This window comes from Streptomyces sp. 351MFTsu5.1, assembly GCF_000383655.1.
Taxonomy (GTDB): domain Bacteria; phylum Actinomycetota; class Actinomycetes; order Streptomycetales; family Streptomycetaceae; genus Streptomyces; species Streptomyces griseorubiginosus.
This window is the reverse complement of record NZ_KB911785.1, coordinates 17,468-43,635: the sequence shown is the minus strand read 5'-3', so window position 1 is coordinate 43,635 and position 26,168 is coordinate 17,468. Positions and strand designations below refer to the sequence as shown.

Below are 26,168 nucleotides of genomic sequence, written 5' to 3'. Positions count from 1 at the left end.
TGGGTCCGCCTTCACACGGGGTGTGATCGGAGTGCGCGAATCCGCAGGGTGTGCGCACTGTTGCGGAGAGTTTCGAGCCGGTTGACTGAAATGCCTCGCAAGAGGCCTCGGCCGGGCCGCCGGCTCCCCCTCGTACAGTGCGGTGGCCTGGCCGGCGGCTTGACGGTGCGACATCTCGGGTGCGGCTAGAGGTGCGTGGTCGGCTGCGGGTGCGTGGTGGCTGGTCGCGCAGTTCCCCGCGCCCCTGGGGTGGGTTGGCGTTGACGGTCGTTCTGCAGTACCAGTAAGGCCACGTCGTCCTTCGGTTTGCCGGCCGTGTGGTCCAGCAGCGCCGTGAAGACCCTGCCGAGCACGGCTTGAGGGGGTTTCCCGACAGAGCCACCGAGCGCTTCACGCAGCGAAAAGAACCGGCCACCGGCGTCCCTGGCATCCTCCGCGCCGTCCGTGTGCAGGATCAGGGTCTCGCCCGGCAGCAGGTGGCCGCACTGGAGGCCCGATAAGTCGGCGGGCAGGGGAAACGGTCCCAGGGGCGGCATCGGGTCCGCGCAGGAGAGCGGCTCGACCACCGACCCGCTGAGCAGGTACGGCCACGGGTGACCGCAGTTCAGCGCCCTGAGCTCACCGTCCCGTCCGATCTCCAGCATCAGCACGGTCACGAAGTCCTCCGCGGCCGTGCCGTCCCGCTCGGCTCGGTCGCGGAGGTGGCGGGCGAGTGCGCGGTCCAGCCTGCGGAGCACTCCGCCGAGGTCGGGTTCGTCGTGGACGGCCTCGCGGAAGCTGCCGAGGACCGCGGCCGCCGTACCGATGGCGGCGAGGCCGTGGCCGCGGACGTCGCCCATGACGACCCGTACGCCGTGTTCGGTGGCGACGACCTCGTACAGGTCGCCGCCGATGGTGGCGCCCCGGTCGGCGGACAGCTGGGCGGCTGCGACGGTGAGGCCGTCGACGCGCGGGGGCAGCGGCCGCAGCAGCGCGCTCTGGGCGGCACCCGCGATCTGCCGGGCCTGTCGCAGTTCGCGGAGCAGGGCGCGTCGGACGTGGACGATCAGCCCGGTGCCCACGGCGAAGAACACGGCGCTGGTGGCGACCCGCGCCCCGAGGCCGTTCTCCTGGGCGAGCGGGCAGGTCAGTTTGTAGGTGATCGCGACGGCACCCCACATGGTGGGCAGCCCCATCGAGAGCACACGGCGCAGCAATCCCCGCCGGGGAACCGCAGCCTTGAAGCGCATCATGCCGATGGCCCCCCAACTAGGCCCTGCACACGCAATCGGACCGGCCTCGAAAGGCCGGTCCGATTCTGTCGAGCGCGTGGACCAAAAGGACCAGATCACCAGCAGAACTCACCCTATCGAGTGAGGTGACCAGATATGGGGGGTGCCGGGGCGCAGCCGCAGCCGCCAGACCCCAGCAGCCCCCACGGCGCTCAGGCCCTCAGAACTGCCCCGGTCCGCTCCCCAGCAAGGGCAACCGCCGCATCCCGAGCCGCCGAAGCCTCATCAACGGTCAGAGTCCGGTCACCGGCCCTGAACCGAAGCGCATAGGCCAGCGACTTCTTCCCGTCGCCCAGCTGCTCCTCGTTCTCGTACACGTCGAACAGCCGGATCCCCTCGAGGAGTTCACCCGCACCGTCACGCAGCGCCGCCTCGACCTCGGCATGCGGCACGAACTTGTCCACGACGAGCGCGACATCCTGCGTGGCCACCGGGAACGTGGAGATGCGCGGCGCCTGCGGGGTGTCGTCGCCGGCCGCCTCCAGGGCGTCCAGGTCCAGCTCCATCGCCGACGTGCGCGCGGGCAGCCCGAACGCCTTCACGACCCGCGGGTGCAGTTCACCGGCGTGACCGACGACGGTGTCGCCGACCACGAGCTCGGCGCACCGGCCCGGGTGCCACGGCCCGTACTGCCCACCGCGGACGACCAGTTCGGCCCCGGCCTCGCGGGCGACGACCCGTGCCGCCTCGACCGCGTCGGCCCAGTCGGCCGGACGGCCCTTGCCCCACCAGCCGGCCTGCTCGCGCGCACCGGCGAGCACCACGGCCACATGGCGAGGCTGCTCGGGCAGCGCGGCGTCCAGCTCGGCGATCTCCTCGTCGGTGGGACGCCGGTCCACCGGCAGCACCGCGGCGATCTTCTGCTCCTCGCGCGGCAGGAAGACCAGCCCCGTCTCGAACAGCGCCAGATCGTGCGAGCCGCGCCCGTCGTTGCGGCGCAGCGCCCCGAACAGGCCCGGCAGCAGGGACGTACGGAGCGCGGGCTCCTCGTCGTTGAGCGGGTTGGTCAGCTTCACGACCCGGCGCTTCGGGTCGTCCGCGTCCAGCAGCAGCTGGTCGAAGACCTGCTCGCCGAGGAAGGGGTAGTTCGGCGCCTCGACGTACCCGGCACCGGCCAGCACCCGGCCCACCCGGCGGTGCAGCCGCTGGCGCTGGGTCAGGCCGCGGCCCGCGGGGGGCCTGGGCAGCGTGGAGGGCAGGTTCTCGTAGCCCTCCAGACGGATGACCTCTTCGGCCAGGTCGTTGATCTCCTGGAGGTCGGGACGCCAGGACGGCACGGTGACGATCAGCTCGTCCTGCCCGTACACGTCGCAGCCGACCTCCTGGAGCCGCCGTACGACGGTCTCGCGGCCGTAGGAGACGCCCGCGACCTTGTCCGGGTGGTCCGCCGGGACGGCGATGGTGTGCGGGGCCGACGGGGCGACGACCTCGGTGACACCGGCCTCGGCGGTGCCGCCCGCGAGGAGGACCAGCAGGTCGACCGTGCGCTGCGCGGCAGCGGCGGCGGCCTGCGGGTCGACACCGCGCTCGAAGCGCCGGGACGCCTCGGAGGACAGCTTGTGGCGACGGGCCGTACGCGCGATGGCGACGGCGTCGAAGTGCGCGGCCTCGATGACGACGTCGGTCGTGCCCTCGGACTCGGTGTGGTCGGCGATCTCGGTGTTGGCGCCGCCCATCACGCCGGCGAGGCCGATCGGGCCGCGCTCGTCGGTGATGACCAGGTCCTCGGCGTGCAGCGTGCGCTCGACGCCGTCGAGGGTCTTGATCTGCTCGCCCTCGGTGGCCCGGCGGACGCCGATGGTGCCCTGGACCAGGGAGCGGTCGTAGGCGTGCAGCGGCTGACCGAGCTCCATCATCACGTAGTTGGTGACGTCGACGGCCAGCGAGATCGGGCGCATGCCGACCTTCTGGAGCCGGCGCTGGAGCCAGATCGGCGAGCGCGCCTCGGGGCTCAGACCGGTGACGGTGCGCGCGGTGAAGCGGTCGCAGCCGAGCGGGTCGGAGACCTCGACCGGGTAGCCGTAGGCGTTCGGGCCGGGCACGTCGAGCAGCGCGGGGTCGCTCAGCGGCAGGCCGTAGGCGATGGCGGCCTCGCGGGCCACGCCCCGGATGGACAGGCAGTCGCCGCGGTTGGCGGTGACGGCGATGTCCAGGACCTCGTCGACGAGCTCCAGGAGCTCGATGGCGTCCTTGCCGACCTCGGTCTCCGGGGGCAGCACGATGATGCCGTGGCTGCCGTCGTCGCCCATGCCCAGCTCGTCGCCGGAGCAGATCATGCCGTGGGAGGTCTTGCCGTACGTCTTGCGGGCGGAGATCGAGAACCCGCCGGGCAGCGTGGCCCCCGGGAGCACGACCACGACCTTGTCGCCGACGGAGAAGTTCCGGGCGCCGCAGACGATCTCCTGGGGCTCGCCGGTGCCGTTGGCCTGGCCGACGTCGACCGTGCAGAAGCGGATCGGCTTCTTGAAGCCCTCCAGCTCCTCGATGGTCAGGACCTGGCCGACGACCAGGGGGCCTTTGAGGTCGGCGCCGAGGTGCTCGACGGTCTCGACCTCGAGACCCGCGGAAACGAGCTTGGCCTGGACGTCACGGCCGGTTTCGGTCGCCGGCAGGTCGACGTACTCCCGCAGCCAAGAAAGCGGGACCCGCATCAGATCTCCATCCCGAACGGCCGGGTGAACCGGACGTCACCCTCGACCATGTCTCGCATGTCCTCGACGTTGTGGCGGAACATCAGCATCCGCTCGATGCCGAACCCGAAGGCGAAGCCGCTGTACTTCTCCGGGTCCACGCCGCACGCGGTGAGCACCTTGGGGTTGACCATCCCGCAGCCGCCGAGCTCGATCCAGCCCTCGGAGGAGCAGGTACGGCAGGGGCGGTCCGGGTTGCCGACGGACTCGCCGCGGCAGACGTAGCAGACCATGTCCATCTCGGCGGACGGCTCGGTGAAGGGGAAGAAGTTCGGGCGCAGCCGGGTCTTCATGCCCTCGCCGAACAGTGCCTGGACCATGTGGTCCAGGGTGCCCTTGAGGTCGGCCATGGTCAGGCCCTCGTCGACGGCCAGCAGCTCGACCTGGCGGAAGACCGGGGTGTGCGTGGCGTCCAGCTCGTCGGTGCGGTAGACGACGCCGGGGCAGATCACGTAGACCGGCAGCTCACGGGAGAGCAGCGAGCGGATCTGCACGGGCGAGGTGTGGGTGCGCAGCACGACACCGGACTCGGTGCCGCCCTCGGGGCCCTGGACGAAGAAGGTGTCCTGCTCACCGCGGGCCGGGTGGTCCGGGCCGATGTTCAGCGCGTCGAAGTTGAACCACTCGGCCTCGACCTGCGGGCCCTCGGCGACCTCGTAGCCCATGGCCACGAAGACGTCCTCGATGCGCTCGGAGAGGGTGGTGAGCGGGTGGCGGGCGCCGGCCGGTACGCGGTCGTACGGCAGCGTGACGTCCACCGCCTCCTCGACCAGCACGCGCTGGTCCCGCTCGGCCTCCAGCTCGGACTGGCGTCCGGCGAGGGCCTTGTTCACCGCGCCCCGGGCCTGGCCGACGAGCTTGCCGGCGGCGGCCTTGGCGTGCGGGGGCAGGGCGCCGATCTCGCGGTTGGCGAGGGCCAGCGGGGAGGTACCGCCGGTGTGGGCGACCTTGGCCTCCTGGAGCGCGTCGAGCGAGTCCGCGGCGGCGAAGGCGGCGAGCGCCTCGTCCCGCATGCGCTCGATCTCTTCCGGTTTCAAGGCCTCGACCTCTACCGGGTCGTACGACTTATTCGGTGCCGACATCTCTTCCCGTGCTTCCGGTTGGCTGGCGGATGGTCCCCGTGAGCGGCGCAGAGGGCCGTGTGCAGGACACATGGGTGCCAAAGGCCGAGTCTAACGGGGTTGGGGGCTGCTCTCGGACTGGGCGTCCGATCAGCGTGGGGCGTCTGGTGCCGTGCATGGCAAGGCGCCGGAAGGTCCTCGTAGCGGAGCTACTAGGGGCTTGCGGCAACGCGGCGAGGTGCGGTGCCAGGCGTCGCACGCCGGGCGCCCGGTCCGAGAGCAGCCCCCGGCTGTACGAATGCGCCCGCGGGCGGCTCGGGGGGATCTCAGGTGAGATAGGCCGGAGCGCTCACGGGCAACGTAAATCGGAACTCCGCGCCGCCCTCGGGGGCGCGGCCGACCGTGATGGTGCCGCCGTGGGCCTCGACGATGCCCTTGACGATGTACAGCCCGAGTCCGGTGCCACCGCGCTTGCTGCCCCGCCAGAAGCGGGTGAAGACGCGGTTCATGGACTCCTCCGGGATGCCGGGGCCCTCGTCGCTCACCGTGACCGACGTACCGGTGTCCTCCCCTTCCCGGGGGGACGCCGTGGGCGTGATGTCAATCGTGACGGTTCCCTCGCCGTGCCGCACCGCATTTTCCAGCAGGTTGCTGAGCACCTGGTCGATCTTGTCGGGGTCGGCCCAGAGCATGGGCAGCGGCTGTTCCAGGCGCAGCAGGAACCGGTCGGCGGCGAGGCCCGCGGCGACGTAGGCCTGGATGTGGCGGCCGACGGCGGCGCCGATGTCGACGGGCTGGCGACGCACCTCGAGGCGCCCGGAGTCGATGCGGGAGATGTCGAGCAGCTCGGCGATGAGCCGGGTGACCCGGTCGGCGTCCGCGTCGACGGTCTCCAGCATCAGCCGTTTCTGGTCGTCGGTGAACCTCTCCCACTTGGCCAGGAGGGTCGCGGTGAAGCCCTTGACGGAGGTGAGCGGGGAGCGCAGCTCGTGGGCCACGGTGGCGATGAGTTCGGCGTGGCTGCGTTCGGTGCGGCGGCGGGCCTCGGTGTCCCTGAGGGTCACGACGACCCGGTGGACGGGTCCGGTGGGCTCGGTGCGCACGTACTGCGCGCAGACCAGGACCTCACGGCCGCCAGGTAGCAGGAGGTTGCGCTCGGGCTGCCGCCTGCGGATGGCGAGGCCACCGTAGGGATCGGTCAGCTGCCACCAGCGTCGCCCCTCCAGGTCCTCTAAGGGGAGGGCCTTCTCCAGCCGCTGTCCGAGGGCGTCCTCGGCGGGGAGGGCGGTGATGCGGGCCGCGGCGGCGTTGAAGCAGATCACCCGGCCCTGCTCGTCCGCGACGACCAGCCCGTCGGGCAGCTGGTCGGGGTCGATGCCGAGATCGACGAGACCACCGGCGCTGGCCTCGGACACGCCTTGCGCGCTCCTCGTGCCGACACTCATCCCCGCACCCCACCTCTCAGGCGTCTGAGGGGCCCCCGAGCTGGTCACCCTACTGGTTCTCGGTGACGGAGCGGCACCCTCCGGAGGCGCGCTGTGCACGGGCTGACGCATAGAGACATACGGCGGCGGCGGTGGCGAGGTTCAGGCTCTCGGCCTTCCCGTGGATCGGGACGCGCACCACGGCGTCCGCGAGTGCGCGGGTCTCCTCCGGGAGCCCCCAGGCCTCGTTGCCGAAGATCCAGGCGGTCGGGCCGCCCATGGTGCCCTGGTCGAGTTCGTCGTCGAGGTCGTCGGTGCCGGCCCCGTCGGCGGCGAGGATGCGCACCCCGGCCCGCTTGAGCCCCTCGACGGCCTCCTCCACGGGGACGCCGACGACGACGGGCAGGTGGAACAGGGAGCCCACGGAGGCGCGTACGGCCTTGGGGTTGTAGAGGTCGACGGACGCGTCGGTCAGCACGACGGCCTCGGCGCCGGCGGCGTCGGCGCAGCGCAGGACGGTGCCGGCGTTGCCCGGGTCCCGCACGTTGGCGAGCACGGCGACGAGCTTCGGCCGGGCGGCGAGGATCTCCTCGAAGGGGGTGTCCAGGAACCGGCAGACCCCGACGAGGCCCTGCGGGGTGACGGTCGTCGAGATGTCGGCGACGACGTCCTCGGCGGCGAGGTGCACCCGGGCACCCACGGCGCGCGCGGCCCCGATGATGTCGGCGTACCGCTCAGCCGCCTCCACGGTGGCGAACAGTTCCACGAGTCCGTGCCCCGCGGCCTCCCGCACGGCCTGCGGCCCCTCGGCCAGGAACAGCCGCTCCTTGCCCCGGAAGTTCCGCCGGGCGAGCCGCCGGGCCGCCGAGACGCGGGCGGAACGGGGGGAGATCAGCTCGGGGGCAGCAGTCATCGGACTCACTCTCACCATCGGTTCAACGCAACGGACCCGCAGGCAGAGCCCGCGGGTCCGTTCAGTCACTCGGCCTGGGCCCAGTGCGGCGTCAGGCCGCCTTGGGGGCGTTGACGTCGTCCGGCAGGGCCTTCTGCGCCACCTCGACCAGCGCGGCGAACGCGGTCGCGTCGTTGACGGCCAGCTCGGCCAGGATCTTGCGGTCGACCTCGATGTTCGCGGCCTTCAGACCCTGGATGAAGCGGTTGTACGTGATGCCGTTGGCGCGGGCAGCGGCGTTGATGCGCTGGATCCACAGCTGGCGGAAGTCACCCTTGCGCTTCTTGCGGTCGTTGTAGTTGTAGACCAGCGAGTGGGTGACCTGCTCCTTGGCCTTGCGGTACAGGCGCGAACGCTGACCGCGGTAGCCGGAGGCCGCCTCGAGGATCGCCCGGCGCTTCTTGTGGGCGTTGACTGCCCGCTTGACGCGTGCCACTTGTTAACTCCTTGTAGCGGGGCCGTGGTTGGACTCACACGGCCCGGTATCGATTGGGTCCCGGTCTAGAGGTGCTTCAGGCGCTGGGCGCCCGGCCTCACTTGCCGAGAAGCTTCTTGATCTTCGCGGCGTCGCCCGGGGCCATCTCGGCGTTGCCGGTGAGGCGACGCGTCACACGGGACGACTTGTGCTCGAGCAGGTGGCGCTTGCCGGCGCGCTCGCGGAGCACCTTGCCGGAGCCGGTGATCTTGAAGCGCTTGCTGGCACCGCTGTGCGACTTGTTCTTCGGCATAGCGCCGTTCTCTCCTCGTCGGTGGCGTTCCGGTGCCCGGTCGTGAAACCGGGCACGGTGGAACGTCGTGTTGTGTCGGTTATGTCGTCGGGGACTCGCGTCCCTTCGGATCACGCCTCGGCGGATGCCTCGGCAGGGGCCTCGACGTCGGCCACGACCTCGTCGTGGTCGGCCTCCGCGGCGTTCTGCGACTTGCCGGGGTTGGCCTTCGCGTCTGCCTTGCGGGCTTCCTGCGCCTGGCGGGCCTCGGCCATCGCCTCGGTCTTCTTCTTGTGCGGACCGAGAACCATGATCATGTTCCGGCCGTCCTGCTTCGGGTTCGACTCGACGAACCCGAGGTCGGCCACGTCCTCCGCGAGACGCTGCAGCAGTCGGTAGCCGAGTTCCGGCCGGGACTGCTCGCGACCACGGAACATGATCGTGATCTTGACCTTGTCGCCCTGCTTGAGGAACCGGACGACGTGACCCTTCTTGGTGTCATAGTCGTGCGGGTCGATCTTCGGCCGGAGCTTCATCTCCTTGATGACCGTGTGCGCCTGGTTCTTGCGCGCCTCACGGGCCTTCATGGCCGACTCGTACTTGAACTTCCCGTAGTCCATGAGCTTGCACACAGGCGGACGGGCGGTTGCCGCCACCTCGACCAGGTCCAGGTCGTACTCCTGCGCAAGCTCCAGTGCCTTGGCCAGCGGGACGATGCCCACCTGCTCGCCACTGGGACCGACAAGTCGCACCTCTGGAACGCGAATCCGGTCGTTGATGCGGGGCTCGGCGCTGATGGATCCTCCTCGGTTAGCACCACACGGCGGTCTGGCGGACAGCCGCGTATGTCTTTTTCCTAAGACCTAACCGCGCCGAAGCACAAAAAATGCCCCGGACGATCACAGACGGGGCTCCAAACACTGCCGGAGCACCGCCGCGAGGACGCGGGGCGCGCTTTCGGGCGACTCCATCGTCCGTACGGAACGATGGCGGCCGCCTGACCGGGGTGACCCGCCTCCCCGGAGGGCGGTCGGGTGGGAGATCGGAGCCTCCACTTGTGGGCCGGTCACACTTACACACAGGTGTGTCCGGCCGGTCGTCACACAAGGTTAGCAGCATCCAGGGGGTGGTGCGAACCGGCCTGCACCGGGCCCTATCGTGTGGGACATGAGTGACACCCCTCCCGCGTCCCCTGACTCCCCCGGCTTCGACGAGATGACCCGCGACATCGCGGAGGTCCCCGCCGTCGAGGTGATCGTGACCGTCGCCGTCAACCTGATGAGCGCCGCCGCCGTGAAGCTCGGTCTGACCGAGGAGGGCGACAAGTACAAGGACCTGGACGAGGCCCGCAAGCTGGTCACCGCCCTGGCCGGCCTCCTGGACGCGTCCGTTACCGAGATCAGCTCTTTCCACGCCTCCCCGCTCCGCGACGGCCTGAAGTCCCTCCAGCTGGCCTTCCGCGAGGCGTCCCTGGTCCCGGACGAGCCGGGCCAGGGCCCCGGAGAGAAGTACACCGGGCCGATCTACGGCTAGGTCGGATCGTCACTCGTGACCCGACCGGTTCGCGGTCGGGTCATCCCCGTACGTACAAGGGCTCGCCCGGAGGGGTGGCCCCGGCCGGCAGGACTGCCAGGTCGAGGCCGCGCACCAGGCGGGCCCTCAGCGTCTCGTCGGCGGCGAGGCGCTCGGCGACGGCCCGCGCGGCGTCCGCGGGCGTCGCGGACGGCTCCAGCACAAGGGCGAGAGTGCCGTCCGCCTGCCCCGGCCCGAGGTGCGCGCGCAGCACGGCGGACTCGGCGGCCACGGCGTCCCGTACGGCCCCGATCACGGCGGGATCGGCCAGCGGATCGGCGTTCGAGCGGCCCTCGGCCAGCGCGAGCAGAGCGGAACCGGTCAGCTCGAAGGGCACCGGACCGGCCAGGTCCAGTACGACGGTGTCCGCCTTCTCGTGCGCCGCCGCCTGGAGCGCCTGGTGCAGGGGTACGGCGACGGGGCGGGCCTCGGGGTCCCAGCGGGCCAGGGAGTCGGTGGACGTGAAGGCGGGCAGGGCGGTCCGGGATCCGGCCTTCAGCGTCGGCACGGCCATGTCGCTGGTCTTCTCGCGGCGCAGTCCGTTCTCGTCCTCCTCGACCTCGCCGAGCACGGCGACCACCGGGACGAGCAGCCGGGCACCCTTGAGCGCCTCCAGGACGGGGCCCACGGCGGCCCGGTCCTCGGCCCAGGCCGCGAGCGCCGCGCTCAGCCGTGGATCGGCGGAGCCGTCGTCGTCGGAGAAGCCGGGGTCGGGAATGTTCTTGTTCGCCACGGTCACCGACCCTATCGGGGGGTTGCTCTTGCGGTTGTGCGGGCCCGGAAACCGGTCCGTGACGGCTTTCACAGGTTTTTCAGCGATCGCTGACACAGCTCTAACGTCCGTCCAACGTCCCGCACAGTCGGCGGCCCCAGCATCGGCGCCATGGAGTCCTCCAGAGCCGCAAGTCGCCGCGCCCGCAGGTCCCACCGGCCCCTGCTGTCCCTCGCGCTCGCCTCGGTCGCCGTGGTCGGCGCGACGGCCGCGGGGACGGTCTACGTGAAGGCGCAGGCGCACTCCGGAGGCGGGGCCGTATCGTCGGCCGCGACGCCGTCGGCCTCCCCGCCGTCGGCGACCACGACTCAGGAGGCGGCCGTGGCGGAGCCGGTGGTGGACTTCGACGGGCGGCTCGCGAGCGCCATGCAGTCGGTGCGCGTGACGGGCCGGGCCGAGGTGTCGGCGGCGGTGCTCGACGTGGACTCCGGCGACAGCGCGGTGTACGGCGGGAGCGCCTTCGACACGGCGAGCATCGTGAAGGTCGACATCCTGGCCGCGCTGCTGCTCCGCCACCAAGAGGCCGGGACCTCGCTGAGCGCCGGGGAGAAGGCGTACGCCACGTCGATGATCGAGAACAGCGACAACGCCTCGGCGTCGGCGCTGTGGGACGCGATCGGCAGGGCGGCGGGGCTCGGCGCCGCCAACAAGACGTTCGGGCTGACCGGCACAGAGGGGGGTGACGGCGCGCTGTGGGGACTGACGCAGACCACGGCGGCCGATCAACTCACGCTGCTGCAGCAGGTGTTCGGGGACGACTCAGCGCTGAGCCAGGCCTCGCGGTCGTATCTCCAGGGGCTGATGGGGCAGATCGAGGCGGACCAGCGGTGGGGGGTCTCCGCCGCGGCCGACGGCTCCGGGTTCGCGCTGAAGAACGGGTGGCTGCCGCGCAGTACGACCGGGCTGTGGGACGTCAACAGCATCGGCCGGGTGACGGTGGACGGGCGGGCGTATCTGGTGGCGGTGCTGTCGAACGGCAACTCCACGCAGGCGGAGGGGATTTCGCTGGTGGAGGCGGCGGCGAAGGCGGCGGTGTCGGTGTTCACGGAGGCGGACGCGGATACGGGGGCGTCAGCCGCGGCCGTGTCCCGTTGAGACGCGGCTGTTTCAGAAGTCCTCGTGGGAGCGCCGGCGGCCGCGCCACAGGACCACCGCGACGACCAGCAGTCCGACGCCGACGCCTCCTGCCAGCGGGGCCGCCCAACTGGCCGTGTCGTCCTGCGACGTGGCGGTGTCCGGGCCGGAGCCGAAGTACTTCTCGCCGTAGGCGGCCGGCTGGAGGTCGTACGGCCGCAGCCGGGCCGCCGCCTTGAGCGCGGCCGCGGGGTCGACGAAGCCGAAGCCGCGGGAGTCGTCCCGGCCGCCGGCGGGGGCGTTGCGGGCCGTCTCCTCCAGGAGGCGCTTGATCTGGGCCGGCGTCAGGTCCGGGTGCGCGGCCTTGATCAGGGCGACCGCGCCGGAGACGAACGCGGAGGCGGCGCTGGTGCCCCAGCCCTCGTAGTACTTGTGGTCGGGATCGGCGATGACGACGTCGTCGCCGGGGGCGGCGACCGTGGCGTACCAGCGGCGGGTGGAGAAGGAGGCGCGGGTGCCGAACTTGTCGACGGCCGTGGCCGCGATGACGCCCGGGTAGGCCGCCGGGTACGAGATGTGGTCGCCCTTCTCGCCGCCGTTGCCGGCCGAGGCGACCACGACGGCGCCCTTCCTGAGGGCGTACTGGACGGCGTCGTCCTCGCCGGCCTCGGGGTGCGCGGAGGCCGAGTCGTCGCCGAGGGAGAGGTTGATGACGTCGGCGCCGTGGTCGGCGGCCCAGCGGATGCCCTCGGCGAGCGCGTTACCCCGGGTGTTGCGGGCCTTGGCACGGGCCGGGTCGTCGTCCTCCAGGATCACGCGGACGGGGAGGATCTTGGCCTCGGGGGCGATGCCCATGACGCCGTCGTCGTTGCCGACGCCGTGTCCGTGGCCGGCGATGATGCCGGCCATGGCGGTGCCGTGCCGGGCCCAGGGCCGCTGCCCCCGTACGGCTCCGAAGCCGATCATGTCCTTGCCGGTGAGGACGTTGCCGACGAGGTCGGGGTGGTCGTTCTCGACGCCGGTGTCGAGGACGGCGACGGTGACGCCGGCGCCCTTGGTGGTCTGCCAGGCCTGCTGGGTGTGCATGGCGTCCAGGGCCCACTGCTTGGCGCGGATGCCGTCGGCGTGCGCGGCGGTGGGCGGGACGAGGGCGACGGAGGCGGCGAGGAGGACGCTCAGGAGACCTGCCCTGCGGGTCGTGACGCTCATGAGGGCTGCTCCGAGGGCGAGGTGGCGGTCTTGCGCAGGGCGCGTTCGACGCGGTCGGCCAGTCCCTTGGCCTCGTTGCCGAGCCCGGCCTGCGCGGCGGGGCTGGTGTCGCCCGGCTCCATGGCCTGCGCGGCGGGTTCCGGGGTGTCGACGGCACGGCCGTCCACCCAGCCGGAGACCGCGTAGGCGACGACCGGGGCGTCGGTGAGAACGGAGATCGTCCACGAGCCCCGCTGCCGGGCGCCGAAGTCTGCGGCGAGGGTGTTCTTCGCGGCGTACGGGAGGGGCATCAGGTCGGTGCGCTTGTCCAGGCCCTCTTTCGTGAAGCGCTGGTCGAGCTCACGCATGGCGGTGGCGTCGGCGTCGGTGAACAGGAGGCCGACGGTGGTGAGGTAGCTCTGGGTGGCGTCCGTGTAGGTGGCGCGCAGCAGGCGTTCGCAGCCGACGGGGGCGAGGGCCTTGCGCAGCAGGGGGTCGAACGCGCCGGTGCAGCCGCTGTCCGGGGCGACGGCGATCCGCGTCCATGTGCGGTCGGCTCCGCCGGGACCGGCGCCCTGGCCGTCGACGGTCGGCGGGAACAGCTGGTCCACGGGCACGCTGTGCCAGAGTTCACCGGCCTGCGCGAAGCGGTCGCCGCTGCCGTCCTCGCCCGAGTCCCCGATCAGCCAACTCCCGGTCACGGCACCGCCGATGAGCCCGAGACCGAGTACGACGGCCCCGGCAGCGGCGGCGATCCTGGGCGGGATCCGCACCTGCCACGACCGCTCCCGGTAGCCGACCTCGGGCTCCCCGAACGACACGACGGGCCGCCCGCTGCCGGGAGGTCCGGCCTGCGGGGGCAGCGTGGCGCTCCAGGAGAGAGCGGGGTCGGGTGAGAGGGAGGTGGCGCGGGGTCCCTGGGCCGATGCCGCCTGGTGGGAGGGGGGTTGGGCGGGTGCGGGGGGCGTGGCGGGCATGTGGGTGGGGCTCGAAGGGGGCCGCGGTGGGGCGGCCGGGGGCGGGGGTGTGGTCGCGGAGCGAGCGGTTCGGCCCGGGTCGGCCGCGGGGTGCCCGGTCCCGGAACCGTTTCGGCCCGCGTCGGCCGCGGGGCGGTCGGGACCGGTGCGGCGGGGGTCCATGAAAGGGCGTACGGAACCGGTGCCGCTCGCGTCGGCCGCGGGACGGCCGGGGGCGGTGCGGCGGGAGTCCACGAAAGGGCGCACGGGTCCGGGGACCGTACGGCTGGTGTCGGGCGCGGGCGGCGCGGCGTCGGGGCGCGTCTTGGGCCTGGGCGGGGTCGCGGGGCCGCCGGACGGGGTGGTCCGCGCTCCGGAGGCCCCGGACGGCGAGCCCGTACGTCCCTCGCCGGTCTCCCTCCCGCCGGGAACCGGCCGCATCCGGACGGTCGTCTCGGAGGCGGCCTCGGCGGGGGCACCGGGACGGGCCGACGGTATCGAGGGCCGGGACGTCGGCCGGGGCGGCACGGCGCCGCGCGAGGGGGCACCGGTGCCCGACTCGGGTGGCATCGGGCCGGGGTCGGACGTCGCGGAGCGCGTCGGGCGGGGGGCCGACGGTCCCGCACCGGCGCCGGGAGGCGGGGGCGTGTCCGGGAAGCGGGCGGAGGCGGGGGGCGGCGGCGGAGCCGTGTCGGAGAACGAGGCACCGGGCTTCGGCGAGCCGGGACGGTGGGCGCCCTGAGCGCCGGACGTCGACCGGGCGTCGGTACCGGTCGGCGTCGGCACGGCCCCGGCGACCGTCTGGCTGCTGGACGACGTCGGCACAACGCCCGCCGCAGTTTGACCGCCGGACGGCGTCGGCACGGCCCCCGCGGCGGTATCGGTGCCGGGCGGTGTGGAAACGAGGCCCTCGGCGTCAGGGGGCCGTATCGGGGGGCGCGGCGCGGGGTTCGGCACCGAGGCCCGCTCCCCGTCCGGTGCGCTGCCCGCGCCGTCGGACGTGCGGGCGGCGGTCTCTCCGGCTTGCTGCCAGTCGAAGCCGCCGAACCTCGGCTGCCCAGGCGCTTGCGCGCTGCGCCGGACGCGTTCGCCGAAGGCCTGCCATTCGGTGTTGTCCGTCACACGGCCGCCGGAAGTCCCGGATTCCCGGCCCGCCTCCTCCGGCGACTGGGACGACGGCGCCGAGCCGGACCCGGACTCGCCCTCTCCCGCCCTCGGCGGCTGAGCCGGCCGTGGAGGAATCGAGGCGCGGCGTGCGTCCGTGCTCATGCACCCCCCGTTTCCTCATGTCCGGGCCGTTCGGTCGTGCGCGCGCCCCGCTTCGGTGTCGTCGGTGTGGACGACGGCCGTCCGGGCACGCATACCCGCACGGGAGGTCCGGCATCCCGGCGCGGCGGCGTCGGGAGGGCGAACAGCCCTGCGTGCGTGCGCGTCACTCTACGGGTTGTGGTGGGCCGACCGGGAACCAGTCCACCAGGCCGGGGGCATCTGCCCGGAACGTCCCCCTACCCTGCGGTAATCCTGTCTGGCAGGCTTCGTTCATGACTGCGCGCGCCGCCGACCGGGCCCGTTACGACCGGGCCACCGCCCATCTCGACGCCCCCCTCGCGATCGTGGACCTGGACGCCTTCGACGCCAACGCGGACGACCTCGTCCGCCGGGCGGGGGGCAAACCGATCCGCGTCGCCAGCAAGTCCGTGCGGTGCCGGGCCCTGCTCGAACGGGTCCTGGCCAAGGACGGCTTCGCGGGCATCATGTCCTTCACCCTCGCCGAGTCCCTGTGGCTGGCCAGGAGCGGTTTCGACGACGTGCTGCTCGCCTACCCGTCCGCCGACCGCGCCGGATACGCCGAACTCGCCGCCGATCCCAAGCTCGCCGCCGCCGTGACGGTCATGGTGGACGACCCCGCCCAGCTCGCCTTCATCGACGGGGCCCGGGCCGGCGGCACCGAAGTCATCCGGGTCTGCCTGGAGTTGGACACCTCGCTGAGGCTCCTCGGCGGCAAGGTCCGCGTGGGCGCCCGGCGTTCGCCGCTGCACTCCCCCGCCCAGGTCGCCGACATGGCCCGCACGGTGGCCCGGCGCCCCGGGTTCAAGGTCGTGGGGATCATGGCCTACGAGGGGCACATCGCCGGTGTCGGGGACTCGGTGGCCGGGCGGCCGCTGCGTTCGCGTGCCGTACGGCTGATGCAGGCCACCGCCCGCAAGGAGCTCGCGGAGCGGCGGGCCGCGGTGGTGCGCGCGGTGCGGGCCGTCGTACCGGATCTGGAGTTCGTCAACGGCGGCGGGACCGGCAGTGTGCAGCACACCGCGGCGGAGGACTCGGTCACGGAGATCGGGGCCGGGTCGGGGCTGTACGTGCCGCGGCTGTTCGACAACTACACGTCCTTCAGCGGGCGTCCGGCGGCCCTGTTCGCCCAGCCCGTCGTGCGTCGGCCGGGCGTGGGCGTGGTGACCGTCCTCGGCGGCGGCTATCCGGCCTCCGGTGCGGCCGGACCCGACCGGCTGCCGGTGCCGTATCTGCCGGAGGGCCTGAAGTACGACCCCCAGGAGGGGCCCGGCGAGGTGCAGACCCCGTTGCTGGGCGCGCCCGCGGACGACCTGCTGATCGGTGACAAGGTGTGGTTCCGGCACGCCAAGGCCGGTGAGCTGTGCGAGCGGTTCGAGGTGCTGCGGCTCATCGAGGGGGACGCGGTGACGGCGACCGTTCCGACGTACCGCGGGGAAGGCCACACATTCCTGTAGGTCAGCGGTCGAGGGACCGGATCCCCCGGGTGATCCGGTCCATGTCGGCGAGCGGCGGGCCGGCCGGGCCCGCGTCGAAGACGAAGCGCACGACGACCACGGCCCGCGGGGGTCCGGTACCGGCCCGGGGCCTGAAGGCCAGCGACTGGACCCAGCCTCCCGGGCCCTCGGCCGTCCGTATCCGCCAGCGCACCAGGTAGCCGGGGGATCCGGCGACGGCGACGTGCTCGGCCCTGACGACCGAGTGGCCGCGGATGCCGCCGTAGGAACCGCCGGCGGCCCGCGGTATGTCCTGCGCGGCGAGCGAGGCCGGGGACCGCGCGGAGTTCACGGGCAGGGTGCGGGTGAAGACCTTGCCGCCCTCGGTGGTCATCACGAGGTTGTCGCGGGTGACGTGTCTCGCCGGGGCCCAGCCGCCGGGCAACGGCAGGCTGATGCCGTCGAGTTCGTCGGCCATGCGGGACGGGGCCGCAGGGGTTGAAGTGGCCGGGGTGGGGGCCGGGAGCGGGAACTCCGGTGCCGGGTCCGCGACCACGTCGTCCCCGTCGCCCCGGGTCAGGGCGATGCCCCCGCTGACGAGGGCGGCGACGAGGACGACCCCGGAGACGGTGAGGGCGACGGCCTTGGCGCGCCCCGAGACCCCGCCGGCCGGTCGTGGCGGGCCGGGGGGTTCGGGAGCGCGCCGGTCGTCCGTCCAGGCCGTCCCGTCCCACCGGCGCTCCTGCTGCGGAGCGTCGGGGTCCGGGTACCAGCCGGGCGGGAGCGTCCTGCTCATGGGGGCACTGTAGGACCTCGTCGAGGCACGGGGGTGGGACCTACAGCGGCGTGACGTACGCCCCCGAGATGCCGCCGTCGACGAGGAAGTCGCTGGCGTTGACGAAGGAGGAGTCGTCGCTGGCCAGGAAGGCGACGGCGGCGGCGATCTCCTCGGCCTCGGCGAACCGGCCGACCGGGATGTGGACCAGACGGCGGGCGGCGCGCTCGGGGTCCTTGGCGAACAGTTCCTGGAGGAGCGGGGTGTTGACCGGCCCGGGGCACAGGGCGTTGACCCGGATGCCCTCCCGCGCGAACTGCACGCCCAGCTCACGGGACATGGCCAGCACGCCGCCCTTGGAGGCGGTGTAGGAGATCTGGGACGTGGCCGCGCCCATCCGCGCCACGAAGGACGCCGTGTTGATGATCGAGCCCTTGCCCTGCTGCCGCATGTAGGGGATCGCGGCCTTGCAGCACAGGTAGACGGAGGTCAGGTTGACCTCCTGGACCCGCTTCCAGGCCTCCAGGCCGGTCTCCAGGATGGAGTCGTCGTCGGGCGGGGAGATGCCGGCGTTGTTGAAGGCGACGTCGACGCTGCCGTAGGTGTCGTACGCCGTCCTGAACAGGGCCTCGACCTGCTCCTGGTCGGTGACGTCGACCTTGACGAAGAGCCCGCCGACCTCCTCGGCGGCGGCCTTGCCGCGGGTCTCGTCGACATCGGCGCAGACCACGTTGGCGCCCTCGGAGGCGAGCCGGCGGGCGGTGGCGAGACCGATGCCGCTGCCGGCTCCGGTGACGACGGCCGTGCGGCCGACGAGGCGACGGCAGATGTTTTCCTGGGCAGTCACTGTGCGGGGCCTTCCGTGCTGATGAAGACGTTCTTGGTCTCGGTGAAGGCGGTCAGGGCGTCCGGGCCGAGCTCGCGGCCGAGTCCGGACTGCTTGTAGCCGCCGAAGGGGGTCCAGTAGCGGACGCTGGAGTGGGAGTTGACGGACAGGTTGCCGGCCTTCACCGCCCGGGAGACGCGCAGGGCGCGACCCAGGTCGCGGGTCCAGAGGGACCCGGAGAGGCCATAGGGGGTGTCGTTGGCGAGCCGGATCGCGTCGGCCTCGTCGGTGAAGGGCAGCAGGACGGCGACCGGTCCGAAGATCTCCTCGCGGGCGGCGGCGGAGTCGGGCGCCTCGCCGGTGAGGACGGTGGGCGCGAACCAGAAGCCGGGCCCGTCGGGCGCGCTGCCCCGCAGGCCGGGGGCCTCGGCGGGCACCAACTGCCTTACGCGCTCCAGTTGCTGACGGGAGATCAACGGGCCCATCTGGGTCCGCTCGTCGGCGGGGTCGCCCACGACCACGGAGGCGACGGCCTCGGCGAGCAGTTCGCGGACCTCGTCGTAGACCGTCTCCTGGACCAGGATCCGGGTGCGGGCGCAGCAGTCCTGGCCGGAGTTGTCGAGGAAGGAGAAGGGGTCGACGGCCGTGCGCAGGTCCGCGTCGGCGAAGACGATGTTGGGGCTCTTGCCGCCGAGTTCGAGGGTGACCGGCTTGACCTGGCGGGCGCAGCGCTCCATGACGTCTCGGCCGGTGCGGCTGGAGCCGGTGAACACGATCTTCGCGACACCGGGGTGCTCGACCAGCGCCGTCCCTGCGACCGGGCCGTGGCCGGGCAGCACCTGGAAGAGGCCCTCCGGCAGCCCTGCCTCCAGGGCGAGTTCGGCGAGGCGGAGCGCGGTCAGCGGGGTGGTCTCGGCGGGCTTGAGGAGCACCGCGTTGCCGGCGGCGAGCGCGGGGGCCGTACCCCAGGCGGCGATGGGCAGGGGGAAGTTCCAGGGCGCGATGACGCCGACCACGCCGAGGGGTTCGAGGAGGGTGATGTCGAGGCCGCCGGGGACCGGGATCTGGCGGCCACTGAGCCGCTCCACTCCCCCGGCCGCGTACTCCAGCAGGTCCCGGACGTTGCCGGCCTCCCAGCGGGCGTTGCCGAGCAGGTGGCCCGCCTCGCGGACCTCCAGCCGGGCCAGTTCCTCGACGTGCTGGTCGACGACGTCGGCGAACCGGCGCAGCAGCCGGGCCCGGTCGGCGGGCGCCGCCTGGGCCCACCCCTCCTGCGCCTTGGCCGCGCGCGCCACGGCCGCGTCCACATCGGCGGCGCCGGCGGCGGGGACGGTGGCGACGACCTCCTCGGTGGCCGGGTTGAGGACGGTCAGCTCATGCTCGTACGACAACGGTGGACCTTTCTCGGACACTCGGGATCACAGGCGTTCGAAGGAGCGGCGCAGCTCCCAGTCGGTCACGGCCGCGTCGAAGGCGTCCAGCTCGACGCGGGCCATGTTGCGGTAGTGCGCGACGACCTCGTCACCGAAGGCGGCCCTGGCGATGGGGCTGTTCTCCCAGAGCTCGGCGGCCTCGCGCAGGGTGGTGGGGACGTGGGCGTACTCGCCGGTGTAGGCGTTGCCGGTGCAGACCTCGGGCAGCTCCAGTTTCTGCTCGATGCCGTGGAGGCCGGCCGCGACGAGCCCGGCGACCGCGAGGTGCGGGTTGACGTCCCCGCCGGGCAGCCGGTTCTCGAAGCGCATCGAGCGGCCGTGGCCGACGACCCGCAGCGCGCAGGTGCGGTTGTCGTGGCCCCAGGCGACGGCGGTGGGGGCGAAGGAGCCCGGCTGGAACCGCTTGTAGGAGTTGATGTTGGGGGCGTAGAGCAGCGAGAAGTCGCGCAGGGCCGCGAGCTGTCCGGCGAGGAAGTACCGCATGACGTCGGACATGCCGTCCGGGCCGGCCATCGCGTTGTTGCCGGCCGCGTCGGCGAGCGAGAGGTGGATGTGGCAGGAGTTGCCCTCGCGCTCGTTGTACTTGGCCATGAAGGTGAGCGAGACGCCCTCCTGGGCGGCGATCTCCTTGGCGCCGGTCTTGTAGATCGCGTGCTGGTCGCAGGTGGTGAGGGCTTCGTCGTAGCGGAAGGCGATCTCGTGCTGGCCGGGGTTGCACTCGCCCTTGGCGGACTCGACGGTGAGCCCGGCGGCGGCCATCTCGTTGCGGATCCGGCGGAGCAGGGGCTCGATGCGGCCGGTGCCGAGGACCGAGTAGTCGATGTTGTACTGGTTCGCCGGCGTGAGGCCGCGGTAGTTGGCGTCCCAGGCCTGCTCGTAGGTGTCCTTGAAGACGATGAACTCCAGCTCGGTGCCGACCTGGGCGGTGAAGCCGTGCTCGGCGAGCCGCTCCAGCTGGCGGCGCAGGATCTGGCGGGGCGCGGCGACGACCGGCGAGCCGTCCTCCCAGGCGAGGTCGGCGATCAGCATGGCCGTACCGGCGTTCCAGGGGACGCGGCGCAGGGTGGCGAGGTCGGGGTGCATGGCGAAGTCGCCGTAGCCGCGGTCCCAGGAGGACATGGCATAGCCGTCGACGGTGTTCATCTCGGTGTCGACGGCGAGGAGGTAGTTGCAGCCCTCGGTGCCGTGGTGGAGCACCTCGTCGAGGAAGAAACGGGCGGCGAACCGCTTGCCCTGGAGACGGCCTTGCATGTCGGGGAAGGCCAGGACGACAGTGTCGATCTCACCGCTCGCGACGAAGGCGTGCAGCTCCTCGACGCTGAGCGGGGGTGTGCGGTCTGCCACGGGAGAACTCCTTCGGCTACTGCGTTTTTCCGACCGGGCCGGGAGCCATAAGGTATTGCTCACGACCATTGCTTGGGAAGGGGGGTCGGCCAGATGTCGGTGGACGCTGACGGCGGGCCGGACGACCGGTTGACGCCGGTGCTGCGGCCGGTCAGGGCGGGCAACGGCTTCGAGGAGGCGCTGGAGCAGATCCTCCAGGTGGTGCGGCTCGGGCTGGTGCCGGGGGGCGAGCGGCTGCCGGCCGAGCGGGAACTCGCCGAGCGGCTGGGGATCAGCCGGGTGACGCTGCGCGAGGTGCTGAAGGTGCTCCAGGACCAGGGTCTTGTGGAGTCGCGACGCGGGCGGTACGGCGGCACGTTCGTGCTGCCCCGCACACCGGACGCGGGCGGCGAGGAGGAACTGCGGCGCCGGATAGCCGAGTCGGACATCGAGGACGTGCTGCGCTTCCGTGAGGTGCTCGAGGTCGGCGCGGCAGGCCTGTGCGCGACCCACGGCCTCTCCGACGAGCAGGCACGGCGGCTGCGGGAGGCGCTGGCGGCCACGCAGGAAGCCCCGCTGACCGACTACCGCCGCCTGGACACGCTGCTGCACCTCACCCTGGCGGAGCTGTGCGGCTCACCGACGCTGACCGCGCAGTACGCGGCGGTACGGGCCTCGGTGAACGACCTCCTGGACTGCATCCCGCTGCTGGTCCGCAACCTGGAGCACTCCCAGCGTCAGCACGCGGCGCTGGTCGAGGCGGTCCTGGACGGGGACGCGGACGGGGCGCGGGAGATGATGCGGGAGCACTGCGCGGGCACGGCGGCGCTGCTGCGGGGATTCCTTGCGTGACCTTGCTTCGAGCCCCCCTGAGGCACAAAGGTATGACTGTGGGCCATTGCAAGTCTGGGAGGGCCGAGTGACCGTACGACCGCTGATCGGCGTCAGCACCTATCTGGAGGCCGGGACGCGCTGGGGCCTGTGGGAGCTGGAGGCGGCGCTGCTGCCGGCCGGGTATCCGCGGCTCGTGCAGCGCGCGGGCGGCCTGGCCGCGATGCTCCCGCCGGACGCCCCCGAGCACGCGGCGGCGACGGTGGCCCGCCTGGACGGCCTGGTTGTCGCGGGCGGCCCGGACGTGGAGCCGGTCCACTACGGCGCCACCCCCGACCCGCGCACGGGTCCGCCCGCCCGCGCCCGCGACGCCTGGGAGCTGGCCCTGATCAAGGCGGCCTTGGCGGCCGATCTGCCGCTGCTGGGCATCTGCCGGGGCATGCAGCTCCTGAACGTCGCCCTCGGCGGCACCCTCGTCCAGCACATCGACGGCCACGCCCAGGTGCCGGGCGTCTTCGGCCACCACACCGTGAAGCCCGTGCCGGGCACGCTGTACGGCACCGTCGTCCCGGAGGAGACCGCCGTACCGACCTACCACCACCAGGCCGTGGACCGCCTCGGAACCGGCCTCACGGTGTCGGCACAGGCCGCGGACGGCACGGTGGAGGCCGTCGAGCTCCCGGGCCCGCCCTGGGTGCTGGGCGTCCAGTGGCACCCGGAGATGGGCGAGGACCTGCGGGTGATGCAGGCGCTGGTGTCGGCGGCGACCCGGCCCTGACCTGCGTCGACCACAGCGGCTCCGGCCCCGGTCCTGACCCGCGTCCGCGACAACAGCTCTCCGGCCCGGCCCTGACCTGCGTCCACGACGACGGCTCTCCGGCCCGGGCCTGACCTGCGCCAACGACAACAACCCTCCAGCCAGGCCCTGACCTGCCTCAACGACGACGGCTCTCGGGCCAGGCCCCGGCGCCGGACCGAACGCCCCTCCGCCCCACCCCTAGCCCCGCGTCAGCGACAGCAGGTCTCTCGCCGGGCCCACCGGGCGGTGGCCCGTGGGCCATACCGCGCGCAGGTCCCTGGCCAGGGAGACGCCCGCCACGGGGACCGCGACCAGGCGCCGCATGGCCAGTTCCTCCCCGACCGCGAGTTCGCTCAGGACCGCGGGTCCCGCCCCGCCGACCGCCGCGGCCTTGACCGCCGTGGTGGACGAGAGCTCGATGAGCGGACGGGCCAGGCCGCCCAGGGCCGCGTCCAGGACCTGGCGGGTGCCCGAGCCCTTCTCACGGAGGATCAGCGGGGTCGCGGCCAGCTCGCCGGCCTCCAGCGGGCGCCGACGGCGGGCCCAGGGGTGGGCCGGGGACGTCACCACGATCAGGTGGTCGTGGGCTATCACCACCGAGTCGAGACCGGAGGGGACGGTCAGGCCCTCCACGAATCCCAGGTCCGCCTCGTCCGACAGCAACCGTTCCGCCACCGTCGCCGAGTTGCCCGCGTGCAGCGACACCGCCGTGTCCGGACGCCCGGCGCGCAGGGCGAGGAGCCACCCCGGCAGCAGGTACTCCGCGATCGTCATGCTCGCCGCCACCCGCAGCCGGGAGTCCCGGCGGTCCCGCAGCGCCTGCGCCCCCGCGTCGAAGGCCTCCGCCGCCTCCACGATCCGCCGGGCCCAGTCGGTCACCAGCGCGCCCGCGTCGGTGAGCCGGGACCCGCGGGGCGAACGGTCGACCAGGGCGACTCCCAGCTGCCGTTCCATCGAGCGGATCCGGCTGCTCGCGGCGGGCTGCGTGATGCCCAGCTCCCGCGCCGCCCCGCCCAGGCTGCCCAGCCGCGCCACCGCCAGCAGCAGCTCCAGCGCGCCGAGGTCGGGCACCCGGTGCGCCAGCATCCCGCCCACCGTCGGCCGCATCCCCTCGCCCCCGCTGTCACCGTTACTACCGCCCATAAGACCAGCTTATGTCCTCATAGAGCCGTACTCCCTGGTGGCGGCCCTCCCCCCGCGGCACGGTGAGGACATGGTCACCGCCGTCCGTCACCTCGGGCCGAACTGGTACGCCTCCGTCATGGGCACCGCGATCGTCGCCACCGCCGGCGCCGCGCTTCCCGTGCACCTCCCCGGCCTGCGCACGATCTGCGCCGCCGTCTGGCTGCTGTCCCTCGCCCTCCTGCTCACCCTCCTCGGCGCCCGCGCCCTGCACTGGCGCCACCACGCCGACCAGGCCCGCGCCCACCTCCTGGACCCCGCCACGGCCCCCTTCTACGGCTGCCTCGCGATGGCCCTCCTGGCGGTCGGCGGCGGTGCCCTCACCGTCGGCCGGTACTGGATCGGGACGACAGCCGCGGTCGCGCTCGACGCCGTGCTGTTCACCGTCGGTACGGCCCTGGGGCTCGCGGCCGCCCTCGTCGTGCCGTACCTCATGGCCGTACGCCACAGGGCGGACCCGCGAGAGGCCACTCCCGTGTGGCTGCTGCCGCTCGTCGCGCCCATGGTGTCCGCCGCGCTCGGGCCCCTCCTGGTGCCGCATCTGCCGGCCGGGCAGCCCCGCGAGACGCTGCTCCTCGCCTGCCTGGCGATGTTCGGGCTCAGCCTCCTCGCGACCCTGCTCATGCTGCCGCTCGTCTTCGCCCGGGTCGTCACCGGCGGGCCGCTCCCGCTCGCGCTCACCCCGACGCTCTTCCTGGTCCTCGGCCCGCTCGGCCAGTCCACCACCGCCGTCGGCAAGTTCGCCGACGTGGCCCCCGGTGTCGTGCCGGACGACTACAGCCGGGGCTTCGGCGCCCTCGCAGTCCTGTACGGCGTCCCGGTCATGGGGTTCGCGCTGCTGTGGCTGGCGCTCGCCGTCGCGCACGTCGTCCGGGCACGGCGGCTCGGGATGCGGTTCTCGATGACCTGGTGGGCGTTCACCTTCCCGGTCGGCACCTGCGTCACGGGCGCCGAGGCACTCGCCCGGCACACGGGCCTCTTCGTCTACGAGTGGCTCGCCGTCGGGCTGTACGGCGTCCTCGTGGCCGCCTGGGGCACGGCCGCCCTGCACACCGCGCGGGGGCTGCTCAGCGGAGCGCTGCTCGCAGGGCCTCGCCCAGCGCCCGTGGTGCTTCGGCCAGCGACGGCCCGTACCACGTCAGGTGCCGTCCGCTGACGAGGGCACAGGGCAGGCCGGGGAAGGCCTCCGGACCGTCGTCGGGCGTGAAGCGGTAGGGCTCGTCGGGCAGGACGACCACGTCGGGGGCCGCCACCCGCAGCTCCTCGAGCGGGACCTTCGGATAGCGGTCCTCGTGGTCGGCGTACAGGTGGTCCACGCCGAGGCGGGACAGGACGTCGCCCGCGAAGGTGTCCCGGCCGAGGACCATCCAGGGCCGCCGCCAGATCGGCACGACCGCTGTCGTACGGCCGTCCCGCGCAGGAAGCGTCGACCAGGCATCCTCGGCCTCGTCCAGCCAGCGCGGCCGTACCGGGACTCCGCACGCCTCGACGACCCTCGCCAGTTCCCGGAAGGCCCCCGGGACGTCCCGCACCTCCGTGACCAGGACCTCCAGGCCCGCTTCCCGCAGCGCGGCGAGGTCCGGCGCGCGGTTCTCCTCCTCGTTGGCGATCACGAGATCGGGGGCGAGGGAGACGATCCGCTCCACCTTCGGGTTCTTGGTGCCGCCGATCCGGGTGACGTCGAGGTCGGCCGGATGGGTGCACCAGTCGGTGGCACCGACCAGGGCGCCGGGTGCCGAGGCGGCGATCGCCTCGGTGAGCGAGGGGACGAGGGAGACGACTCTCACTGCCGGGGCCGGTCCTGGACCGCCTCGATGTGCTCGGCGACGGCGACGACGACCACGCGGGTGTCGGCCACGGTGGCCCGCCAGCGGTGCCGTACCCCGCCGGTCAGATACAGGGTGTCGCCACGGCCCAGACGGTAGGCGCGGCCCTCCGCCTCGACGTCCACCGCGCCGTCGGCGACGTACATCAACTGGTCGTTGCGGTACTGGAATTCGCGCCCGGCGTCATGGTCGCCGGTGAACTCCTGGGCGTGCATCTGGTGGTGGCCGCGCACCAGGGAACGCATCCGGGGCAGGCCGTCCGGCTCGGGCCCGTCGGCGTGCACGACGTCGACGCTGCACGCCGGGTCGGCGGCGGCGAGGAGTTCGACGGCCGTGGTGCGCAGGGCGTCGGCGACCTTCTCCAGGGAGCTCTGGCTGGGGCGGGCGCGTTCGTTCTCGATCTGGCTCAGGAAGGGCACCGAGAGGCCGCTGCGCTCGGCGACGACGGCGAGCGTGAGCTCCAGTGCGCGGCGCCTGCGGCGCACGGCCGCGCCGACCCGAAGGGGCTGTTCTTTGTGGTCGCCCATGGCTCCGGCTCCCTCCTTCGCTCGTCGGTCCTGTGGCCCGTCCCCTGATGAGTTGTCTGCACCCTACGCATGTTCGGCAAACCGTTTCATGCGGCCGTCACATCGATGTCATACGGCGGGTGACCGTACCTCACACTTCGCGCCAGCCGAACGGCCCCCTGGAAGTGTTCCAGGGGGCCGGGTTTCGGTCACGTGCCCGCTCTCGGCCTCTCAAGTCCCCTAGTCGGCGCAAGAGTTCGGGCGATGGCGTAGCTCT

Annotated in this window: 24 protein-coding genes and 1 pseudogene; 7 read left to right on the top strand and 18 right to left on the bottom strand. The window is 72.7% G+C overall.

Annotated features, from left to right (window positions below; all coding sequences use genetic code 11):
- Positions 1-185 precede the first annotated feature (185 nt).
- From H295_RS0124440 to infC, 8 genes and pseudogenes are all read right to left on the bottom strand, one after another.
- Positions 186-1,232 (bottom strand): PP2C family protein-serine/threonine phosphatase, encoded by a 1,047-nt coding sequence (locus H295_RS0124440; protein ID WP_028809703.1) that lies wholly within the window; start codon positions 1,230-1,232, stop codon positions 186-188.
- A gap of 191 nt (positions 1,233-1,423) precedes the next feature.
- Positions 1,424-3,922, bottom strand: a complete 2,499-nt coding sequence (gene pheT, locus H295_RS0124435) for a phenylalanine--tRNA ligase subunit beta (protein WP_020137986.1) — start codon at positions 3,920-3,922, stop codon at positions 1,424-1,426.
- Positions 3,922-5,043 (bottom strand): phenylalanine--tRNA ligase subunit alpha, encoded by a 1,122-nt coding sequence (pheS, locus tag H295_RS0124430; RefSeq protein ID WP_020137985.1) that lies wholly within the window; start codon positions 5,041-5,043, stop codon positions 3,922-3,924. The genes pheT and pheS overlap by 1 nt, the downstream gene beginning before the upstream one ends.
- Positions 5,044-5,348: 305 nt before the next feature.
- The gene (locus H295_RS0124425) at positions 5,349-6,467 is read right to left on the bottom strand and encodes a sensor histidine kinase (RefSeq protein WP_028809702.1); all 1,119 of its coding nucleotides are present in this window, start codon (positions 6,465-6,467) and stop codon (positions 5,349-5,351) included.
- Positions 6,468-6,516: 49 nt separating this feature from the next.
- A complete protein-coding gene (locus H295_RS0124420; protein ID WP_020137983.1) occupies positions 6,517-7,359 on the bottom strand; it encodes a TrmH family RNA methyltransferase in 843 nt (280 codons plus the stop codon).
- Positions 7,360-7,450: 91 nt separating this feature from the next.
- On the bottom strand, positions 7,451-7,834 hold the full coding sequence (gene rplT / locus H295_RS0124415) for a 50S ribosomal protein L20 (RefSeq protein ID WP_020137982.1): 384 nt from the start codon (positions 7,832-7,834) through the stop codon (positions 7,451-7,453).
- A 97-nt stretch (positions 7,835-7,931) separates the two neighbouring features.
- Positions 7,932-8,126, bottom strand: coding sequence for a 50S ribosomal protein L35 (rpmI, locus tag H295_RS0124410; RefSeq protein WP_003977225.1), 195 nt, complete (start codon positions 8,124-8,126; stop codon positions 7,932-7,934).
- A 110-nt stretch (positions 8,127-8,236) separates the two neighbouring features.
- Positions 8,237-8,927 (bottom strand): annotated as a pseudogene (gene infC / locus H295_RS0124405) (translation initiation factor IF-3).
- A 345-nt stretch (positions 8,928-9,272) separates the two neighbouring features.
- Here infC and H295_RS0124400 point away from each other — a divergent pair.
- The gene (locus H295_RS0124400) at positions 9,273-9,638 is read left to right on the top strand and encodes a DUF1844 domain-containing protein (RefSeq protein ID WP_020137980.1); all 366 of its coding nucleotides are present in this window, start codon (positions 9,273-9,275) and stop codon (positions 9,636-9,638) included.
- 40 nt (positions 9,639-9,678) lie between these two features.
- On the opposite strand, the gene H295_RS0124395 is transcribed toward H295_RS0124400, so the two are convergent.
- A complete protein-coding gene (locus H295_RS0124395) occupies positions 9,679-10,410 on the bottom strand; it encodes an SseB family protein (protein WP_028809701.1) in 732 nt (243 codons plus the stop codon).
- Between the two features lie 150 nt (positions 10,411-10,560).
- Here H295_RS0124395 and H295_RS0124390 point away from each other — a divergent pair, with 150 nt between their 5' ends.
- Positions 10,561-11,544 carry a serine hydrolase gene (locus H295_RS0124390; protein ID WP_020137978.1) on the top strand — a complete coding sequence of 328 codons (984 nt, stop codon included), beginning with the start codon at positions 10,561-10,563 and terminating at the stop codon, positions 11,542-11,544.
- Between the two features lie 12 nt (positions 11,545-11,556).
- Here the strand turns inward: H295_RS0124390 and mycP are convergent, their stop codons facing one another.
- Both mycP and H295_RS0124380 read right to left on the bottom strand, forming a co-directional pair.
- The gene (mycP, locus tag H295_RS0124385) at positions 11,557-12,732 is read right to left on the bottom strand and encodes a type VII secretion-associated serine protease mycosin (RefSeq protein ID WP_020137977.1); all 1,176 of its coding nucleotides are present in this window, start codon (positions 12,730-12,732) and stop codon (positions 11,557-11,559) included.
- Complete coding sequence (locus tag H295_RS0124380; protein WP_234021670.1) at positions 12,729-13,688, bottom strand: hypothetical protein; 960 nt, start codon at positions 13,686-13,688, stop codon at positions 12,729-12,731. The genes mycP and H295_RS0124380 overlap by 4 nt, the downstream gene beginning before the upstream one ends.
- Positions 13,689-13,848: 160 nt before the next feature.
- On the opposite strand from H295_RS0124380, the gene H295_RS0124375 reads away from it, so the two are divergent.
- Complete coding sequence (locus tag H295_RS0124375) at positions 13,849-14,409, top strand: hypothetical protein (protein ID WP_158691063.1); 561 nt, start codon at positions 13,849-13,851, stop codon at positions 14,407-14,409.
- A 799-nt stretch (positions 14,410-15,208) separates the two neighbouring features.
- On the top strand, positions 15,209-16,411 hold the full coding sequence (locus H295_RS0124370) for an amino acid deaminase/aldolase (protein ID WP_020137974.1): 1,203 nt from the start codon (positions 15,209-15,211) through the stop codon (positions 16,409-16,411).
- 1 nt (position 16,412) lies between these two features.
- Here H295_RS0124370 and H295_RS0124365 read toward each other — a convergent pair whose 3' ends face one another.
- From H295_RS0124365 to H295_RS0124350, 4 genes are read right to left on the bottom strand one after another with little or no spacing between them, the layout of a single operon-like run.
- Positions 16,413-17,186 (bottom strand): DUF2510 domain-containing protein, encoded by a 774-nt coding sequence (locus H295_RS0124365; RefSeq protein ID WP_020137973.1) that lies wholly within the window; start codon positions 17,184-17,186, stop codon positions 16,413-16,415.
- Between the two features lie 40 nt (positions 17,187-17,226).
- The gene (locus tag H295_RS0124360; protein ID WP_020137972.1) at positions 17,227-18,012 is read right to left on the bottom strand and encodes a 3-oxoacyl-ACP reductase; all 786 of its coding nucleotides are present in this window, start codon (positions 18,010-18,012) and stop codon (positions 17,227-17,229) included.
- A complete protein-coding gene (locus H295_RS0124355) occupies positions 18,009-19,382 on the bottom strand; it encodes an aldehyde dehydrogenase family protein (RefSeq protein ID WP_020137971.1) in 1,374 nt (457 codons plus the stop codon). Before H295_RS0124355 ends, H295_RS0124360 begins: the two co-directional genes overlap by 4 nt.
- Before the next feature lie 27 nt (positions 19,383-19,409).
- On the bottom strand, positions 19,410-20,768 hold the full coding sequence (locus H295_RS0124350) for a glutamine synthetase family protein (RefSeq protein ID WP_020137970.1): 1,359 nt from the start codon (positions 20,766-20,768) through the stop codon (positions 19,410-19,412).
- A 93-nt stretch (positions 20,769-20,861) separates the two neighbouring features.
- On the opposite strand from H295_RS0124350, the gene H295_RS0124345 reads away from it, so the two are divergent.
- Both H295_RS0124345 and H295_RS0124340 read left to right on the top strand, forming a co-directional pair.
- Positions 20,862-21,599: a FadR/GntR family transcriptional regulator gene (locus H295_RS0124345; RefSeq protein WP_020137969.1), complete on the top strand. Its 738-nt coding sequence runs from the start codon at positions 20,862-20,864 to the stop codon at positions 21,597-21,599.
- Between the two features lie 67 nt (positions 21,600-21,666).
- Complete coding sequence (locus tag H295_RS0124340; protein WP_020137968.1) at positions 21,667-22,356, top strand: gamma-glutamyl-gamma-aminobutyrate hydrolase family protein; 690 nt, start codon at positions 21,667-21,669, stop codon at positions 22,354-22,356.
- 219 nt (positions 22,357-22,575) lie between these two features.
- On the opposite strand, the gene H295_RS0124335 is transcribed toward H295_RS0124340, so the two are convergent.
- Positions 22,576-23,520: a LysR family transcriptional regulator gene (locus tag H295_RS0124335; RefSeq protein WP_051135602.1), complete on the bottom strand. Its 945-nt coding sequence runs from the start codon at positions 23,518-23,520 to the stop codon at positions 22,576-22,578.
- A gap of 70 nt (positions 23,521-23,590) precedes the next feature.
- On the opposite strand from H295_RS0124335, the gene H295_RS0124330 reads away from it, so the two are divergent.
- Complete coding sequence (locus H295_RS0124330) at positions 23,591-24,715, top strand: TDT family transporter (RefSeq protein WP_020137966.1); 1,125 nt, start codon at positions 23,591-23,593, stop codon at positions 24,713-24,715.
- On the opposite strand, the gene H295_RS0124325 is transcribed toward H295_RS0124330, so the two are convergent.
- Complete coding sequence (locus H295_RS0124325; RefSeq protein WP_020137965.1) at positions 24,627-25,346, bottom strand: helical backbone metal receptor; 720 nt, start codon at positions 25,344-25,346, stop codon at positions 24,627-24,629. The two genes, H295_RS0124330 and H295_RS0124325, sit on opposite strands and share 89 nt — an antisense overlap.
- The gene (locus tag H295_RS0124320) at positions 25,343-25,912 is read right to left on the bottom strand and encodes a helix-turn-helix domain-containing protein (RefSeq protein ID WP_020137964.1); all 570 of its coding nucleotides are present in this window, start codon (positions 25,910-25,912) and stop codon (positions 25,343-25,345) included. Before H295_RS0124320 ends, H295_RS0124325 begins: the two co-directional genes overlap by 4 nt.
- Positions 25,913-26,168 lie beyond the last annotated feature (256 nt).